We start from the raw sequence: 15,419 nt of genomic DNA, 5'->3' as shown, positions 1-15,419 counted from the left end.
GGGCGCTTTCCGCATGGCGCGAACCGGATGCGGCGTCAGATCTTGAAGACCTCGCGGCGGTAGAAGCGCAGTTCCTCGATGCTGTCGGCGATGTCCGAGAGCGCCTGGTGCTTGTTGACCGACGTGCCCACCCAGGCCTTCTCCGGAGCCCAGCGGCGGCAGAGCTCCTTGATGGTCGAGACGTCGATCGAGCGGTAGTGGAAGTAGCGCTCCATGCCGGGGAGCCAGCGCGCCATGAAGCGGCGGTCCTGGCCGATCGTGTTGCCGCACATCGGGCTCTTGCCTTCGGGCACGAACCGGCGGAAGGTCTCCGTGAAGATCCTCGCGCACTCCTCCTCGCTCACGGTGCTCTCGCGCACGCGGGCGACGAGACCCGACTTCGTGTGCGTCTCGGTGTTCCAGGCGTCCATGGAGGCGATCACCTCCTCGCTCTGGTGCACGGCCACGACCGGGCCCTCGTGGAGGATGTTGAGGTTGCGGTCGGTGATGATCGCGGCGACCTCGATCACGCGGTTCACCTCGGGCTGCAGGCCCGTCATCTCCATGTCGATCCAGATGAGGTTGTCGTCGGCGTAGGAGGGGTCACGTTCGATCTGAGGAGCGGCGGTCATGTTCGGTCTTCTTTCCTGATGGCTGATGTCTGAGGCTGCGGTTCCCGAAGGGCGGCGCGTCCGCCCCGGTTCCGGCTTCGGGGGGAAGTCTAGCGCAGCGGACCGCGATGCTGATCCGTCAATTTGACTGCGGACGGCACTGAGACCCGTTGCCCGCGCGACGGTGAGACCGGATGCCGCGGCCCCTGAGCCGGGAAGCCTCAGCGAAACTGAGACCGGACGGAAGGAACCGGAAAAGAACTAACAAGAACTAGCATTAATTTCCTATACTTTTCCGGTTTCTCCCCTCCTGACTCAATCACACCGTGGATCCCTACAGCAATCCGTTCGCACCCGGCGCGGGCTGCACGCCTCCCGAACTCGCCGGCCGTGACGACATCTTCGACGAGGCCGCCGTCGCCTGCGGCCGGGCTGCCCGCGGCCGCAATGCTCGGCCCATGATGCTTCTCGGCCTGCGCGGCACGGGCAAGACGGTTCTGCTTCAGGAAATAGCAAAGCGCTCCCGTCAGAAGGACTGTCTCGTCACTTTCGCGGAGGCCTCCGAAGGGAAGCCTCTCGCGCATCTTCTATATCCGGAGATGCGCGAGACATTGATTGCTCTGTCGAATTCAGAACAGTCCGGGGAGCTTGCGAAAAAAGGCTTTCACGCCCTCAAGAGCTTCGCCTCGGTCTGCAGGATCAGGACCAGGGAATGGGAAGCAGGCATCGACCCGTCCGATGTCAGCGGACCCGCTGCTTCAGGGGATCTGCAGAGAGACCTGGCCGACCTTTTCAAGCTGTTAGGGAATGCCGCTCAGTCAGCGGGCAAGGTCTGGGTGCTTCTGATTGATGAGGTTCAGTACCTGCAGAACAATGACCTGTCCGCGCTGATTGTCGTCATGCATCAGGTTGCGCAGCTCAGCCTCCCGATTGTGTTCGTCGGGGCGGGGCTGCCGCAGATTGCAAGACTTGCCGGCGAAGCAAGGTCGTGCGCCGAGAGACAGTTCCATTTCAATGAAATCGGAAATCTCTCCGCCGAAGATGCAGAAAAAGCCGTCAGAAAGCCTCTGGAGGAGGAAAAGGCATCCATCACGCAGAAAGCCATGGCCGAGCTCTTCAGCGGGACTCAGGGCTATCCCTTCTTCCTTCAGGCCTGGGCGTTCCATGCGTGGAACATTGCCGAAGGGCCGGCAATCACCGAAGCGGACATCGCGGCTTCCTGCAGAAAAACCATCGGGGATCTCGACTCCGGATTCTTCAGGGTTCGCTTTGATCGTCTGTCAAAAACGGAAATCCGGTTTGTCGAGGCCATGGCCTCTCTCGGAGACGGTCCCTATGCCATCGGCAAGATCGCGGAAGTACTGAAGAAGCAGCCCAGATCACTCGGCCCGACGAGAGCCTCCATCATGGAAAAAGGCATGATCTACGCCCCCAGGTACGGGGAACTCGACTTCACCGTCCCCCTCTTCGCTGATTTCATGCGCCGACGAAACCCGGACGGTGCGGCCGAGTGAGCACATCTCGCCGACGATCTCAGGCAAGGCTCGGGATGTTCATAGATAATGCAGAGTCATTCCGCCGTCATTACCCAGCCGCCGCCCTTTGATGCAAGAAACCGCCAGTCTCATTGAGCACGTATTCCTCATCGCCGTCGTACTCTTTCTGCTGATCGAGTGCGTCCTCACCGCCCGCCAGATCCTCTCGGCCGAGCGCTCGGTGGGAACAGTGCCCGAGGGCTTCGACAACCATCTCTCGCTCGCGGCGCACAGGAAGGCGGCGGCCTTCACGACGGAGACGGCGCTCGCGAACCTCGTCCTCGCCTTCGCCGGCGCGGCCTTCGCGGCGCTCATGACGGCCGGCCACGGCCTCACCGTGATCGCGGCCTTCTTCGAGACGCTCACCGGGAACACGCTCCTCGTGGAGTGGCTTCTCGTCGTCACCGTCGCCGTCGCGGCGCTTCTCGTCGAGTTTCCCTTCGGCTGGGTCGCGCGCTACCGCGTCAAGGAGCGCTTCGGCTACCAGAAGAGCTCGCGGCTTGAGTGGCTGAGGAAAACCTTCACCCGCACCGCCGCGGGCTTCGCCGTGGCGCTTCCCGCGAGCGCCGTCGCGCTCACGCTCTTCGAGATCTGCGGCCGATGGTGGTGGCTGCTCCTCTGGTTCCTCTGGCTCGCGCACCTCTTCTGGCGCTGGAAGCTCTCGCTCTGGCGCGGCACCGCCTGGAGCCGCATCTCGCGCCCGGTCGAGAACGAGGACTTCCGCGCCCTCGTGAAGGACTTCCTCGCCGCGCACAAACTGCAGATGACCGACCTCGTCATCATGACGCGCCCCGGCGGCTGGAAGCACACGGACGTGCTCTTGGTCGGCACCGGCTCGCGCCGGAGCGTCCTCATCTTCGCGCACGCCGCGGCGAAGCTCACCCGTCAGGAGCTCCTCGCCCTCATCGCGCTCGCAGTCGCCCGGGTGAAGCACTTCCACGCCTTCTGGCGCATCCTCTTTCATGCGGTCGCGGGCCTCATCGTCTGCGCCGCCGTCGGCTGGGGATCCTCCGAGGCCGCGTTCTTCGCGGGGCTCGGCTTCTCGCCCGCCCTCACCGTGATGCAGCCCGGCAGCCACGCGGGGTTCGCCATCGCGCTCGCGATCGTCACCTTCCCCTTCCTCTTCTTCCCGCTGAAGCCCCTCATCCATTTCTTCTCGCGCATTCTCACCCACTCCGCCGACCGCTTCGCCGCGATGACCGTGGGCACGGGGCCGCTCGTGCGCGCGATCGCCAAGCTCCACCGCGACTACCGCAACACGCTCACGCCCTCGCACGGCTACTCGCTCTTCCACTACGCGCGTCCCCACGCCGGGCGCCGCGTCGGCAGGCTCATGCACACCGCGCGACAGCTCCAGTGGAAGCTCGAGGAGCCCAGTGACCTCATCCGCTTCCGCGTCTCGCCCTACCTTGACCGGGAGCACCCGGAGCGCACCGTGCTCGCCGACGAGCAGGCGATCCGCCAGCGGGAGCGCGCCAGCCGCGCCGCCTTCGACCGGGCGCGCGCGGCCGCGGCGCTTGAGGCGGAGCTCCAGGTCGAGCACCCCCTTGTCATTGACGACGGACTCGGCGATGATGCGCCCGCGGCCGGGACGGACTCCGCCGCTGAGAAACAAGAGACCCAGACGAGCAGCACGAAATGAGCAAGGCACCGAGAAGGAAACGCGCCCCGGCGGAGACCCAGGAAGCCCCGGCCTTCACCGGCCGCGTCACGGCCGGCCACGGGCGTCACTTCGTCGTGACGCTCCCTTCGGGCGAGCGCATCCTCGCGCACCGACGCGGCAAGAAGGGCGACGTCACCGTGGGTGACGTGGTCGGCTGCTCCGCCCCCGTCTCCGGCGTCGCCGCGATCGAGTCGATCGAGGAGCGCAGGACGCTCCTCTACCGCTCGGACGAGTGGCGCGTGAAGACGCTCGCAGCCAACGCCGACCTCGCGGTCATCGTCTACGCGGCCCGCCCCACCTTCAACCCGTGGTTCATCTGGAAGGCGCTCCTTGCGGCGCATCAGGCCGGGATCCCCGCGCTCGTGATCCGCAACAAGACCGACCTCGCGGACGGAGCGGAGGCCGCGGCCGCGCAGGCAGCGCTGCTGAGATCAATCGGCGAGGACGTGATCGAGCTCTCCGCCACGACCGACCCCGAGGGCGCGAGGAAGCTGCTGCTTGAAAAGCTCACCGGCCGCACGGCGCTCTTGGTCGGCCAGTCCGGCATGGGGAAGTCGACAATCCTCAACCTCCTCGTCCCCGAGGCGCAGGCCGAGACGCGCGAATACTCCGAGGCGCTTGACCTCGGCAAGCAGACCACCACCGCCGCGCAGTGGCACGCCGCCCCCTTGTGGCAGGGCGCCGTCATCGACACGCCGGGCTTCCAGGAGTTCGGTCTCGCGCATCTCTCGCTCTCGGACATCCTGCGCGCGATGCCCGACATCGCGAAGCACGTCGAGGGGTGCCGGTTCTTCAACTGCCGTCACCTCCATGAGCCCGGCTGCAACGTTAAGGCCGCGCTCGAGCGGGGCGACATCGACCCCGCGCGCTACGCCTTCTACGAGGCGGTCGCGAAGGACGCCGATCCGATTCCGCGGTGACACCTGCGACCCTGCAACGGTTCCATACTCGATTTGGCTAATTCTCCCGGGGTATGGATTTTTGGTGTTTTCCGCCTCTAGAATCGCCTGTTCCGACACCAAAAAAACAAAAAAAATTCCGCCACCCCCGGAGACCCAAAGAGATATGAATGAAGGACGAGTCGTACCGGTGAGACCAGTGCGTGTGATCACGCGCCCGGCGCTCCCGATTCCGCAGGCCGGCGAGATCCGCCGCGAGGGCGGCGCCTGGCGTGACCGCCTCGGGCGCCCGCTCACGGACCTGCGCATCTCCGTCACCGATCACTGCAACTTCCGCTGCCGCTACTGCATGCCGAAGGAGAAGTTCGCGAAGAACCACCAGTTCCTCGCGATGACGGAGCTCCTCACCTTCGAGGAGATCCTCCGCGTCTCCCGCATCGCCGTGAGAAACGGCATCGAGAAGATCCGTCTCACCGGGGGCGAGCCGCTTCTGAGGAAGGGCATCGAGGGGCTCGTGGCCGACCTCGCGCAGCTGAAGACTCCTGCGGGCAAGCCCATCGACCTCGCGATGACGACGAACGGGTCGCTCCTCGTGCGAAAAGCCGAGGCTCTGAAGGCCGCAGGGCTCAAACGCGTCACCGTGTCGCTCGACGCCATCGACGAGGAGATCTTCCAGGGCTTCAACGACGTGGGGTACCCCGCCGCCAAGGTGCTCGAGGCGATCGACTTCGCGCAGAAGACCGGTCTCAAGGTGAAGGTCAACACCGTCGTGAAGAAGGGCGTCAACGAGGGCGAGATCGTGCGCATCGCGGAGCGCTTCCGCGGCACGGGCGTGATCCCGCGCTTCATCGAGTACATGGACGTCGGCAACGCCAACGGCTGGCGGATGGACGAGGTCGTGCCCTCGCGCGAAGTGGTCTCCCGCATCGCCGAGCGCTGGCCCGTCGAGCCCATGGCCCACACGACGCCGGGCGAGACCGCCTCGCGCTGGCGCTACACGGACGGCTCGGGCGAGTTCGGCGTCATCAGCTCGGTCACGCAGAACTTCTGCCGCACCTGCTCGCGCGTTCGCCTCTCGATGGAGGGGCGCCTCTACCTCTGCCTCTTCGCCTCGATCGGCTACGACATCCGCACCATGCTCCGCGGCGGCTGCACCGAGAAGGAGCTTGAGGACGCGTTCGGCCGCATCTGGACCAACCGCGAGGACCGCTACTCCGAGCTCCGTGCGCTCGGCGCGGCTCCCGAGCGCGACAAGGTCGAGATGAATTACATCGGCGGGTGACGCTTTCCCGCGGTTTTTCCGCATCGCGGGAGAGGAATTCCTGGGAAATGCGCCGCTCATCCCGGTTCGCTCACGGCGACTCGGGAATATGGCGCAGGCGCGCTTTTTGCTCGCTCACCTATACTTCCTCTCCGCGGAGTCTCCATTCATGCCCGGAAACAGGGCACGGCAGGTCGTGCCGGACTCCGGCGCCGCCCCGGTGAAGTGCATGCTGCACGCTTTTCCGACGCCTCCTCCCTCAAGGAGGCACCGGAAAAGGGAATTGAAGCGTGCAGCGGCAGCGGGGACATTTCAATAATCACAAGAAGATCTTTCGGAGCGCGCCACGCTATGTTTTCCAATCCCACTGCCGTAACCTTCATCGGCTACCTCGTGCTGATGGTGGGCATCGGCTTCTTCGCCTACTTCTACACCCGCAGCTACGCGGACTTCATCCTCGGCGGCCGCAGTCTCGGCGGCTTCGTCACGGCGCTCTCCGTGGGCGCCTCCGACATGAGCGGGTGGCTGCTGATGGGTCTGCCGGGCGCCGTCTATCTCTACGGCATCTCGCAGAGCTGGATCGCCATCGGCCTCATCATCGGCTCGTGGTTCAACTGGAAGTACACCGCCGCGCGCCTGCGCGTCTACACCGAGAAGGCGCACAACTCGCTCACGCTCCCTGACTACCTCTCGCACCGCTTCGAGGACAAGGGCAACGCGCTGCGCATCATCGCCGCGATCGTGATTCTCATCTTCTTCACGATCTACTGCGCCTCGGGCGTGGTCGCCGGCGCCCGCCTCTTCGAGAACACCTTCGACATGGACTACGAGACCGCGCTCATCATCGGCGCGGCCGCGACGATCCTCTACGTCTTCATCGGCGGCTTCCTCGCCGTGAGCTGGACCGACACGATCCAGGCCTCGATCATGTGCATCGCGCTCATCGTCACGCCGATCGCCGTGATGATCGACGCGGGCGGCTTCGTCGCCACCACCGAGCGCGTCGCCTCGATCAACCCGACGATGCTCAACATGATGGAAGGCCACACCGTGATCGGCGTGATCAGCCTCCTCGCCTGGGGCCTCGGCTACTTCGGCCAGCCGCACATCCTCGTGCGCTTCATGGCCGCCAAGTCGATCAAGGTGATCCCGAACGCCCGCCGCGTCGGCACCCTCTGGATGCTCTTCTGCCTCTCGGGCGCCGTCGGCGTGGGCTTCTTCGGCGCCGCGTACTTCTCGATCCACCCGGGTGACGCCACCCTCGTCACCGAGAACCATGAGCGCGTCTTCATCGTGCTCTCCTCGCTGCTCTTCAATCCCTGGATCGCGGGCCTGCTGATGTCGGCCATTCTCGCCGCCGTCATGTCGACCCTCTCCTGCCAGCTCCTCGTCTGCTCCTCGACCCTCACGCAGGACTTCTACCGCACGTATCTGCGCAAGAACGCCACGCAGCGTGAGCTCGTCTGGGTCGGCCGCTTCATGGTGCTCGCCATCTCGGTGGTCGCCGTGTGGATCGCGAGCGACCCGACGAGCCTCGTGCTCTCGCTCGTCTCCTACGCCTGGGCGGGCTTCGGCGCCGCCTTCGGCCCGGCGATCCTGATCTCCCTCTGGTGGAAGCGCATGACCCGCAACGGCGCGCTCGTCGGCATGGTCGTCGGCGCCGTCACCGTCCTCGTCTGGAACCACTTCGGCTGGTTCGGTCTCTATGAGATCGTCCCGGGCTGGATCCTCTCCTCGATCGCCATCTACGTGGTGAGCATCCTCGACAAGGCCCCGGCCGAGTCGGTCGAGAAGACCTTCGAGGCGGTCGAGACCGTCGTCAAGGCCGGCTGATAACCGGACCTTCTGAGAAGTCTTCACCGGAAGCCGGCGCATCTGTCAGGATGCGCCGGCTTCTTCTTTTTTCCGCTTAGCGATTGACTGCTGCGGCCTCCGACTTGGGTGTCTCACCTAGGGAAAGGCGCTGTCGATGCAAAACAGTTAATTTAATCTTCGATATTCTTTGTTTTTTCAAGAAATCACCCGCGCATCTTTTCCGGTGACGCAGGACCGCAACAAGAACACCCTTCCCCCGTCCTCCCCCCAGTTCTAAAGGAAGCCTCACACCATGCCCACCCTCGCCCGCAGCGCCGCCCTTGCGGTCACGCTCCTCTCGGCCGTCCTCGCCTTCGGCTCGGCCCAGGCCCGCGGCCTCACGGTCGCCGTCTCGAACAACTTCTCCACGCTCGACTCGTGGGACGCCAACGACAACCTCTCCCGCGCCGCCGGCAAGTCCGTCTACGAGGGTCTCTACACGTTCGACCGCAACCTCAAGCCCATCCCGCAGCTCGCCGAGTCCTTCACCGTCACCCCCGACGGCCTCGTCTATGTCTTCAAGCTCCGCCAGGGCGTGAAGTTCCATGACGGCACGGAGTTCGACGCCGAGGCCGTGCGCCTCAACTTCGAGCGCGGCATGAATCCCGAGTCGCGCCTGACGCGCCGCTCGTTCTTCAAGTTCGTCGACAAGGTCGAGGTGGTGGACCGCTACACGGTGAAGTTCACGCTGAAGAGCGCCACCGCGGGCTTCATCCAGCGCCTCAGCAACGGCACGGCCTCGATGATCTGCCCGAGCCTCATCAAGCGCGCGAAGACGAAGCAGGACACGGCCTTCGAGGCCTGCGGCACCGGCCCCTACGTCGCCAAGCGCTTCAACCCGTCCGAGGAGTTCTACGCCGAGAAGTTCGCCGACTACCGCGTGAAGGGCCTGCCAAAGTTCGACTGGATCCGCTGGGTCCCGGTGACCGAGAACTCCACCCGCGCCGCGATGCTGCAGACGGGCGAGGCGCAGTTCGTCTCCCCGGTGCCCTTCGAGCAGTACAAACAGCTCGAGAAGAACGACTCGATCACGCTCCAGAAGATCCCGTCCGTCGTGACCCGCTACATCTCGATGAACGAGACGAAAAAGCCCTTCGATGACATCCGCGTCCGTCAGGCCGTCAACTACGCGATCAACCGCAACGCGCTCGTGAAGGTCGCCTACAACGGCTTCGCCGTGCCGTCGACGGGCTACCTCCCCACGCAGATCGAGGGCGGTCTTGACCTCGGCGTCTGGCCCTATGACCCGAAGAAAGCACGCGAGCTCCTCAAGGAAGCGGGCTACCCCAACGGCTTCTCGACCACGATCTGGGCGGGCTACAACGACGGCAAGACTCTGAAGACCCTGCAGTTCCTGCAGCAGCAGCTGAACGCCGTCGGCATCAAGGTCCAGACCCGCGCGCTCGAGCCCGGTCAGCGCACCGAGATCTACGGCGCCAAGACCCCCGCGGACAGCAAGCACAACATGTACTTGATCGGTTGGACGAACTCCGCCGGCGAGCCCGACTGGGGTCTGCGTCCGCTCCTCTACTCGACCAACACGCCGCCGGTGCTGAACAACGACTCGTACTACTCGAATAAGAACGTTGACGCGCTCTTTGACAAGGCCGTCGCCGAGACGGATCCCGAGAAGCGCGTCGCGACCTACGCGGAACTCCAGAAGCTCGTGCACGCCGACGTGCCCTGGGCCCCGCTCGTCTTCGAGATGGTGACCGCCGGCAGCTCCAAGCACCTCAAGAACTTCCACGTCATCCCCGACAGCGGCTTTGACTTTTACACGGCCGAGTGGGTTGATTAAAGGCGCACACCTGAATCCCACCCGACCAGCCTGAAAATCCGACACCCGCGCCCGGGCCCCGAGGCCTGTACGCGGGTGTTCTGTTTTTGTCACACCGGACCGATATTCTTCTCCAACATTCTTCTCCCGCCGCCGGCGGGCAGACAACAAAAACTCACTTCGAACACCCATGACCACCACACGACTCACGGCGCTTGCCGCCGCCCTCCTCCTCACCGCAGCCGCCTCCACCGTCTCGGCCGAGGCCCCGAAAGTTCTCACCGCCGCCGTCACGACGAACTTCTCCACGCTTGACAGCTGGGACGCCATGGACAATCTCTCGCGCTCCGTGGCGCGCCCGATGTACGAGGGCCTCTTCACCTTCGACAGGAACTTGAAGCCCGTGCCCGAGCTCGCCGAGTCCTACACCGTCAGCAAGGACGGCCTCGTCTACGAAGTGAAGCTCCGCGAGGGTGTGAAGTTCCATGACGGCACGGAGTTCGACGCCGCCGCGGTGCAGATGAACTTTGAGCGAGGAATGAACCCTGAGTCCAAGCTCTCCCGCCGCACGTTCTTCAAGTTCGTCGACAAGGTCGAGGCGACCGGCCGCTACACCGTGCGCTTCACGCTGAAGACCGCGACCGCGGGCTTCATCCAGCGCTTGAGCAACGGCACGGCGACGATGATCTGCCCGAGTTTGCTCAAGCGCGCGACAAGCAAGCAGGTCACCGCCTTCGAGGCGTGCGGCACCGGTCCCTATGTGTTGAAGAGCTTCACCCCGCAGGGCGAGCTCTACGCGGAGAAGTTCCCTGACTACCGTGTGAAGGGCCTCCCGAAGTTCGACGCTATCCGCTGGGTGGCCGTTGGCGAGAACTCCACGCGTGCCGCGATGCTGCAGACGGGCGAGGCGCACTTCATCGCGCCGGTTCCCTCTGAGCAGTTCCGTCAGCTCGAGAAGAACGAGAAGCTCACGCTCATCGCCGCGCCCTCGATCGTCACGCGCTTCCTCTCGATGAACGAGACGAAGAAGCCTTTTGACGACGTGCGCGTGCGTCAGGCGATCAACTACGCGATCAACCGTCAGGCGCTCATCAAGGTGGCCTACAACGGCTTCGCCGATCCGTCGACCGGCTACATGCCGATGCAGCTCGAGGGTGCCGTGGACTTCGGCGTCTGGCCCTACGACCCGAAGAAGGCCCGCGAGCTTCTTGCGGAAGCCGGCTACCCGAACGGGTTCGACACCACTCTCTGGGCGGGCTACAACGACGGCAAGACCCAGAAGACAATCCAGTTCCTGCAGCAGCAGCTCCGCGCGGTCGGCATCCGCGCGGAGACGAAGGCGCTCGAGGCGGGCCAGCGCTCGGAGATCTACTCCTGCAAGACCCCGGCCGAGTCGAAGCACCAGCTCTATCTCATAGGCTGGACAAATTCGGCCGCCGAGCCTGACTGGGCGATGCGTCCCTTCCTCGACAGCCGCAGCGCCCCGCCCGCGCTCGTGAACGACGCCTACTACGGCAACCCGAAGGTGGACGCGCTCTTCGACCAGGCGATCGCCGAGACCGACGTCGAGAAGCGCGTGAAGCTCTACCAGGAGCTCCAGCGCATCGTGCACGCCGACACACCGTGGGCCCCGCTCGTCTTCGAGCAGGTGACCGCCGGCACGGCCAAGCAGCTGAGGAACTTCTTCCCGATGCCTGACGGCAGCTACAAGTTCTACGAAGCGGAGTGGGTCGAGGAGTGAGATTTGCTTGGTCTATTGATCAAGCGCTCCCGACGACCGCGAAGGCCGCCTCCCCCGAAGGAGCGGCCTTCTCACGCTTTTCAGATCTTTTCTCCGAGACCGACATGATCACTCTCCGCACCGTCGCCGCGCTTCTCCCCGCGGCATTGCTTCTCGCCGCCCCAGCGCAGAGCGCCCTGGCCGCCCAGCCGCGCGTGCTCACCGCGGCCGTCCCCTCGAACTTCTCGACCCTCGACACCTTTGACGCGATGGACAACCTCTCGCGCGCGATCAGCCGCTCGATCTACGAGGGTCTCTACACGTTCGACCGCAACCTGCAGCCCGTGCCGCAGCTCGCCGACTCCTACACGGTGAGCAAGGACGGCCTCGTCTATGACTTCAAGCTCAAGGAAGGCGTGAAGTTCCACGACGGCACCGAGTTCGACGCCGCCGCAGTGGTGATGAACTTCGAGCGCGGCATGAACCCTGAGTCCAAGCTCTCGCGCCGCAATTTCTTCAAGTTCGTCGACAAGGTCGAGGCGACCGGCCGCTACTCCGTGCGCTTCACCTTGAAGACCGCAACCGCGGGCTTCATCCAGAGGCTTTCGAACGGCACGGCCTCGATGATCTGCCCGAGCCTCATCAAGCGCGCCACTTCGAAGCAGGTCACCGCCCACGAGGCCTGCGGCACGGGTCCCTATGTTTTGAAGCGCTTCACGCCCTCGGACGAGCTCTACGCGGAGAAGTTCAAGGACTACCGCGTGAAGGGGCTGCCCAAGTTCGACGCCATCCGCTGGGTGGCTGTCGCGGAGAACTCGACCCGCGCGGCGATGCTGCAGACGGGCGAGGCGCAGTTCATCTCGCCCGTGCCTTCGGAGCAGTTCCGGCAGCTCGAGCGCGACAAGCGCCTGACGCTCATCTCCGCCCCCTCGGTCGTCACGCGCTTCCTCTCGATGAACGAGATGAAGAAGCCCTTTGACGACGTTCGTGTGCGACAGGCAATCAACTATGCAATCAATCGCGAGGCCTTGGTCAAGGTCGCCTACAACGGCTTCGCCGAGCCCTCCACCGGCTACATGCCGCCGCAGCTCGAGGGCGCGGTCAGTTTCGGCGTCCACCCGTACGATCCGAAGAAGGCCCGCGAGCTCCTGAAGGAGGCGGGCTACCCCAACGGCCTCACGACGACCCTCTGGTCGGGCTACACGGACGGCAAGACCTTGAAGACTCTGCAGTTCCTGCAGCAGCAGCTTGCCGCCGTGGGCATCCGCGTCACGACGAAGGCGCTCGAGTCCGGCGAGCGCTCGCAGATCTATTCGCTCAAGGACCCCGCGCAGTCGAAGCACGCCCTCTTCTTGATAGGATGGACGAACTCGGCCGGCGAGCCCGACTGGGCGCTTCGCCCGCAGCTCGACAGCCGCAGCGTCCCGCCCGCCTTCATCAACGAGTCCTACTACAGGAACCCCAAGGTGGACGAACTCCTTGACCGCGCGATCGCCGAGACCGACAAGGCAAAGCGCGTCGCGCTCTACGAGGAGATCCAGCGGATCGTCAACGCCGACTCGCCCTGGGCGCCGCTCGTTTTCGAGCACGTGACCGCCGGCACCGCGAAGGAACTGAGGAACTTCTTCCCGATGCCCGACGGCAGCTTCGGCTTCTACGAAGCCGAGTGGGTCGAGGACTGACGAGCCTTCCCCGGGAGTCCGCCACAGCCTCATGCGCTAGAATGGCGGACTCTCGAAATTCCTTGAAATTTTCCGCGCGCTTTTAATGGTTCCCCCGATTCCCGGGCGGTGCCGGGGCGCGCCTGCTGTTTCCCCTATGAAGCCCTCTCTCCTCGAAGCCCGTCTGCGAAAGATCCTGCCCTTCATCGGCCGCAACACCGGCTACGTTGACCGCGACATCGCCGTGAAGGCCTTCCGCACGCTCTACAGCGAGGAACCGTACGCGTTCTACGACGCCTACGACCGCGTGATGGCGGAGTTCGCCCGGACGCTGCCCCGCGAGGTCTATGACCTCATCGACCAGGCGGCGCTCTCCGAGCTCGACGACCAGATGATCGCCGTCGAGCGCGAGGACGGGTCCGTGACGACGCTCTACGCGGCGGGCTTCCTTGCCTTCGGCCTTGAGAACCAGCCGCTCGCCTCGGAGAAGCTCACCGAGGAGCAGGCCGCGAAGTTCCGCGAGCTTCTGCTTGCCGAGTACTTCGACAGCTCCGTGCAGATCCAGGTCTACGAGAACCTCATCGCCATCAATCACAAGATCCTCGCTGACTCCGCGGAGTCGCTCAGGTTCCTGCGCCTCATGATGAAGTCGAAGGCCGACTTCGTCCCGGAGATCTCGTCGGTGGACATGCCGGGCATCGACTTCATCCTTGACGAGGAGGAGGCCACGGCCACCGCCGCCCGCTTCCGTCTGATCCTCTTCACGGTGCGCTCGAAGCCGGGCTGCCGCACGATGAAGGAGCCCTTCCGCTTCATGGGCTTCTGCGTGCCGGGCGCCGCCGAGGGCGAGCCGCCCGTGCTCTCGACCGACGCGATCGTCCGCACGCGCTGGGGCGCCGAGTTCACAGCGCTCATCTCGCGCGTCTGCGGCCGCGGGCTCCGCTACGCCGTCACCGAGCCCACGCTCGTCAACGACACCGTCCGCCAGCTCGACTACATCGTGGGCCTGAAGCGCGTGATGGTCACGTTCACGCGCCTCGCGCTCGACGAGAACGTCGCTCCCGAGTCGATCCTCGTCTCGATGGCCGCCTTCTCCGACCCGCAGAAGGGCTACTCGGAGCTGCGCGTCGCCTTCGCGCTCCCGTCGGCCCCCGATGAGCTCCTCGCCGGCGTGCCGATCCCGCTCCCGTCGGGCAGCAACATCCAGGGCGCCGTCGAGGAGATCGCAGCGATGATCTGCGACCTCTTCACGCTCGAGGGCATCAACCTCCGCCACCCGATCCGCCCCGAGTGCCAGTGGCTCACGGCCGAGCCCGACACCGTGGACCGCCTCTACAACTCGGTCAACAACGTGCAGAAGCCGCTCAGGAAGCACGACAACTCGCCGCGCCCCTCGATGCCGAGCATGCTGCTCAACTGACCTGCCGTCCGGAGGAAACCCTCCGGCGAGCGCGCAGATGAACGAAGGCCCGTACGCTTCTGAAACGCACGGGCCTTCTTCTTGTTCAGAGGGGCTGAGGATTACTTCTTCGCGCCGCTGATGTCGGGGTGCCCCTCGGGGAGCTTGCCGTCGGCGGGAATGGCGGGATGGCCCTCGGGGAGCTTCTTGCCGTCAGCCGCGGCGGGCTTGGGCTGGTCCTTGACGATCTCCTCCTCGCGGATCGGCACCTGCTGCTCGCCGAAGAGCAGGTCCGGACGGACTTCCTGCAGGATCGCGCCCTCGGGGGCGCCGGCGGTCTGCATCGAGCAGAAGATCATGGTCTGGCCGTTCCACGGCTGGACGTGGAAGGCGCGCTCGGAGACGCCGAGCTCGGGGTATTCGTACTTGTCCGGGCGCTTGTAGGCCTTCCAGACCTTCTCGTCGTTGGCGCGGCTCATGCGGTTCGCATGGGCGGACATGTGGCGCGTGTCAACCTGCTCCCAGTCGACGCGGAAGGCATCGATCGCGGTCTTCCAGTCCTCCTTGACGATGAGGCCCCAGAAGTGGGTGTGCATGTCGGGCACGCCGGGGTAGCGGATGATCTCGTCGTTGAAGACATAGCCCGTCACCGTGAGGCCGCTGTCCTTGAAGGACTTCGGGAAGTTGACGATGTCGAGCGGCTGCTTCTCGACCTTGAGGTAGGCGCGGTCACCGTCACGGATCTTGAGCGTCTCGGGGATGTTCTTGTCGGCGGCGATCGCCTTGAAGTAATCCGCGTTGCAGGCAAGCAGCGTGTTGAGAAGCTTGGAATCCGCGGCATGGGCGGCGCCGGCGGCGACGGCAAGCGCTGCAAGCGCAAGGACGGTCTTTTTCACTTGGGGGCTCCTTGGGGTGGCAGGTAAACCGGTCGGATCCATCTTGAGAAGCGGGGCTCCGGACCGGACGCCCGGAATTCTCGCGCGGGCGTCTTTCACCTCGCTTAAAGCCCGCGGCCGCAGGCCCGCCATGAATCGGTCACAGGCGCGGGAAGTACAAAAAA

11 protein-coding genes are annotated in these 15,419 nt (G+C 64.8%); 9 read left to right on the top strand and 2 right to left on the bottom strand.

What is annotated here, in order from left to right:
• Positions 1–35 precede the first annotated feature (35 nt).
• On the bottom strand, positions 36–611 hold the full coding sequence (gene orn, locus Q4F91_RS06165; RefSeq protein ID WP_303335789.1) for an oligoribonuclease: 576 nt from the start codon (positions 609–611) through the stop codon (positions 36–38).
• A 305-nt stretch (positions 612–916) separates the two neighbouring features.
• Between orn and Q4F91_RS06160 the strand changes: the two genes are divergently transcribed.
• The 9 genes from Q4F91_RS06160 (at position 917) to Q4F91_RS06120 (ending at position 14,380) form a co-directional block, all read left to right on the top strand.
• Positions 917–2,104 (top strand): ATP-binding protein, encoded by a 1,188-nt coding sequence (locus tag Q4F91_RS06160; protein ID WP_303335786.1) that lies wholly within the window; start codon positions 917–919, stop codon positions 2,102–2,104.
• Positions 2,105–2,195: 91 nt separating this feature from the next.
• Positions 2,196–3,767 carry a M48 family metalloprotease gene (locus Q4F91_RS06155; protein WP_303335783.1) on the top strand — a complete coding sequence of 524 codons (1,572 nt, stop codon included), beginning with the start codon at positions 2,196–2,198 and terminating at the stop codon, positions 3,765–3,767.
• Complete coding sequence (gene rsgA, locus Q4F91_RS06150) at positions 3,764–4,708, top strand: ribosome small subunit-dependent GTPase A (protein ID WP_303335780.1); 945 nt, start codon at positions 3,764–3,766, stop codon at positions 4,706–4,708. Before Q4F91_RS06155 ends, rsgA begins: the two co-directional genes overlap by 4 nt.
• A gap of 145 nt (positions 4,709–4,853) precedes the next feature.
• Positions 4,854–5,969, top strand: a complete 1,116-nt coding sequence (gene moaA / locus Q4F91_RS06145) for a GTP 3',8-cyclase MoaA (protein ID WP_303335777.1) — start codon at positions 4,854–4,856, stop codon at positions 5,967–5,969.
• Positions 5,970–6,299: 330 nt separating this feature from the next.
• The gene (putP, locus tag Q4F91_RS06140) at positions 6,300–7,781 is read left to right on the top strand and encodes a sodium/proline symporter PutP (RefSeq protein WP_303335774.1); all 1,482 of its coding nucleotides are present in this window, start codon (positions 6,300–6,302) and stop codon (positions 7,779–7,781) included.
• Positions 7,782–8,055: 274 nt separating this feature from the next.
• The gene (locus Q4F91_RS06135; protein WP_303335771.1) at positions 8,056–9,600 is read left to right on the top strand and encodes an ABC transporter substrate-binding protein; all 1,545 of its coding nucleotides are present in this window, start codon (positions 8,056–8,058) and stop codon (positions 9,598–9,600) included.
• 169 nt (positions 9,601–9,769) lie between these two features.
• A complete protein-coding gene (locus Q4F91_RS06130; RefSeq protein WP_303335768.1) occupies positions 9,770–11,320 on the top strand; it encodes an ABC transporter substrate-binding protein in 1,551 nt (516 codons plus the stop codon).
• Between the two features lie 104 nt (positions 11,321–11,424).
• Complete coding sequence (locus tag Q4F91_RS06125) at positions 11,425–12,981, top strand: ABC transporter substrate-binding protein (RefSeq protein WP_303335766.1); 1,557 nt, start codon at positions 11,425–11,427, stop codon at positions 12,979–12,981.
• A gap of 136 nt (positions 12,982–13,117) precedes the next feature.
• Entirely contained in the window at positions 13,118–14,380 is a 1,263-nt protein-coding gene (locus Q4F91_RS06120) for a hypothetical protein (protein ID WP_303335762.1), read from the top strand.
• 101 nt (positions 14,381–14,481) lie between these two features.
• Here the strand turns inward: Q4F91_RS06120 and Q4F91_RS06115 are convergent, their stop codons facing one another.
• Positions 14,482–15,255 carry a hypothetical protein gene (locus tag Q4F91_RS06115; protein WP_303335759.1) on the bottom strand — a complete coding sequence of 258 codons (774 nt, stop codon included), beginning with the start codon at positions 15,253–15,255 and terminating at the stop codon, positions 14,482–14,484.
• Positions 15,256–15,419 lie beyond the last annotated feature (164 nt).

Origin of the sequence: Sutterella sp., assembly GCF_030539355.1 — a bacterium.
GTDB lineage: Bacteria > Pseudomonadota > Gammaproteobacteria > Burkholderiales > Burkholderiaceae_F > Sutterella.
The sequence above is the reverse complement of the archived record's forward strand: the minus strand, read 5'-3'. Positions and strand labels throughout refer to the sequence as shown.

What these genes read in the sequence shown, in the direction of transcription:
- putP (WP_303335774.1), top strand. Translation starts at nt 6,300, where the DNA reads ATGTTTTCCAATCCCACTGCCGTAACCTTCATCGGCTACCTCGTGCTG.
- Q4F91_RS06120 (WP_303335762.1), top strand. Translation starts at nt 13,118, where the DNA reads ATGAAGCCCTCTCTCCTCGAAGCCCGTCTGCGAAAGATCCTGCCCTTC.
- orn (WP_303335789.1), bottom strand. Translation starts at nt 611, where the DNA reads ATGACCGCCGCTCCTCAGATCGAACGTGACCCCTCCTACGCCGACGAC.
- Q4F91_RS06130 (WP_303335768.1), top strand. Translation starts at nt 9,770, where the DNA reads ATGACCACCACACGACTCACGGCGCTTGCCGCCGCCCTCCTCCTCACC.
- rsgA (WP_303335780.1), top strand. Translation starts at nt 3,764, where the DNA reads ATGAGCAAGGCACCGAGAAGGAAACGCGCCCCGGCGGAGACCCAGGAA.
- Q4F91_RS06135 (WP_303335771.1), top strand. Translation starts at nt 8,056, where the DNA reads ATGCCCACCCTCGCCCGCAGCGCCGCCCTTGCGGTCACGCTCCTCTCG.
- Q4F91_RS06155 (WP_303335783.1), top strand. Translation starts at nt 2,196, where the DNA reads ATGCAAGAAACCGCCAGTCTCATTGAGCACGTATTCCTCATCGCCGTC.
- moaA (WP_303335777.1), top strand. Translation starts at nt 4,854, where the DNA reads ATGAATGAAGGACGAGTCGTACCGGTGAGACCAGTGCGTGTGATCACG.
- Q4F91_RS06125 (WP_303335766.1), top strand. Translation starts at nt 11,425, where the DNA reads ATGATCACTCTCCGCACCGTCGCCGCGCTTCTCCCCGCGGCATTGCTT.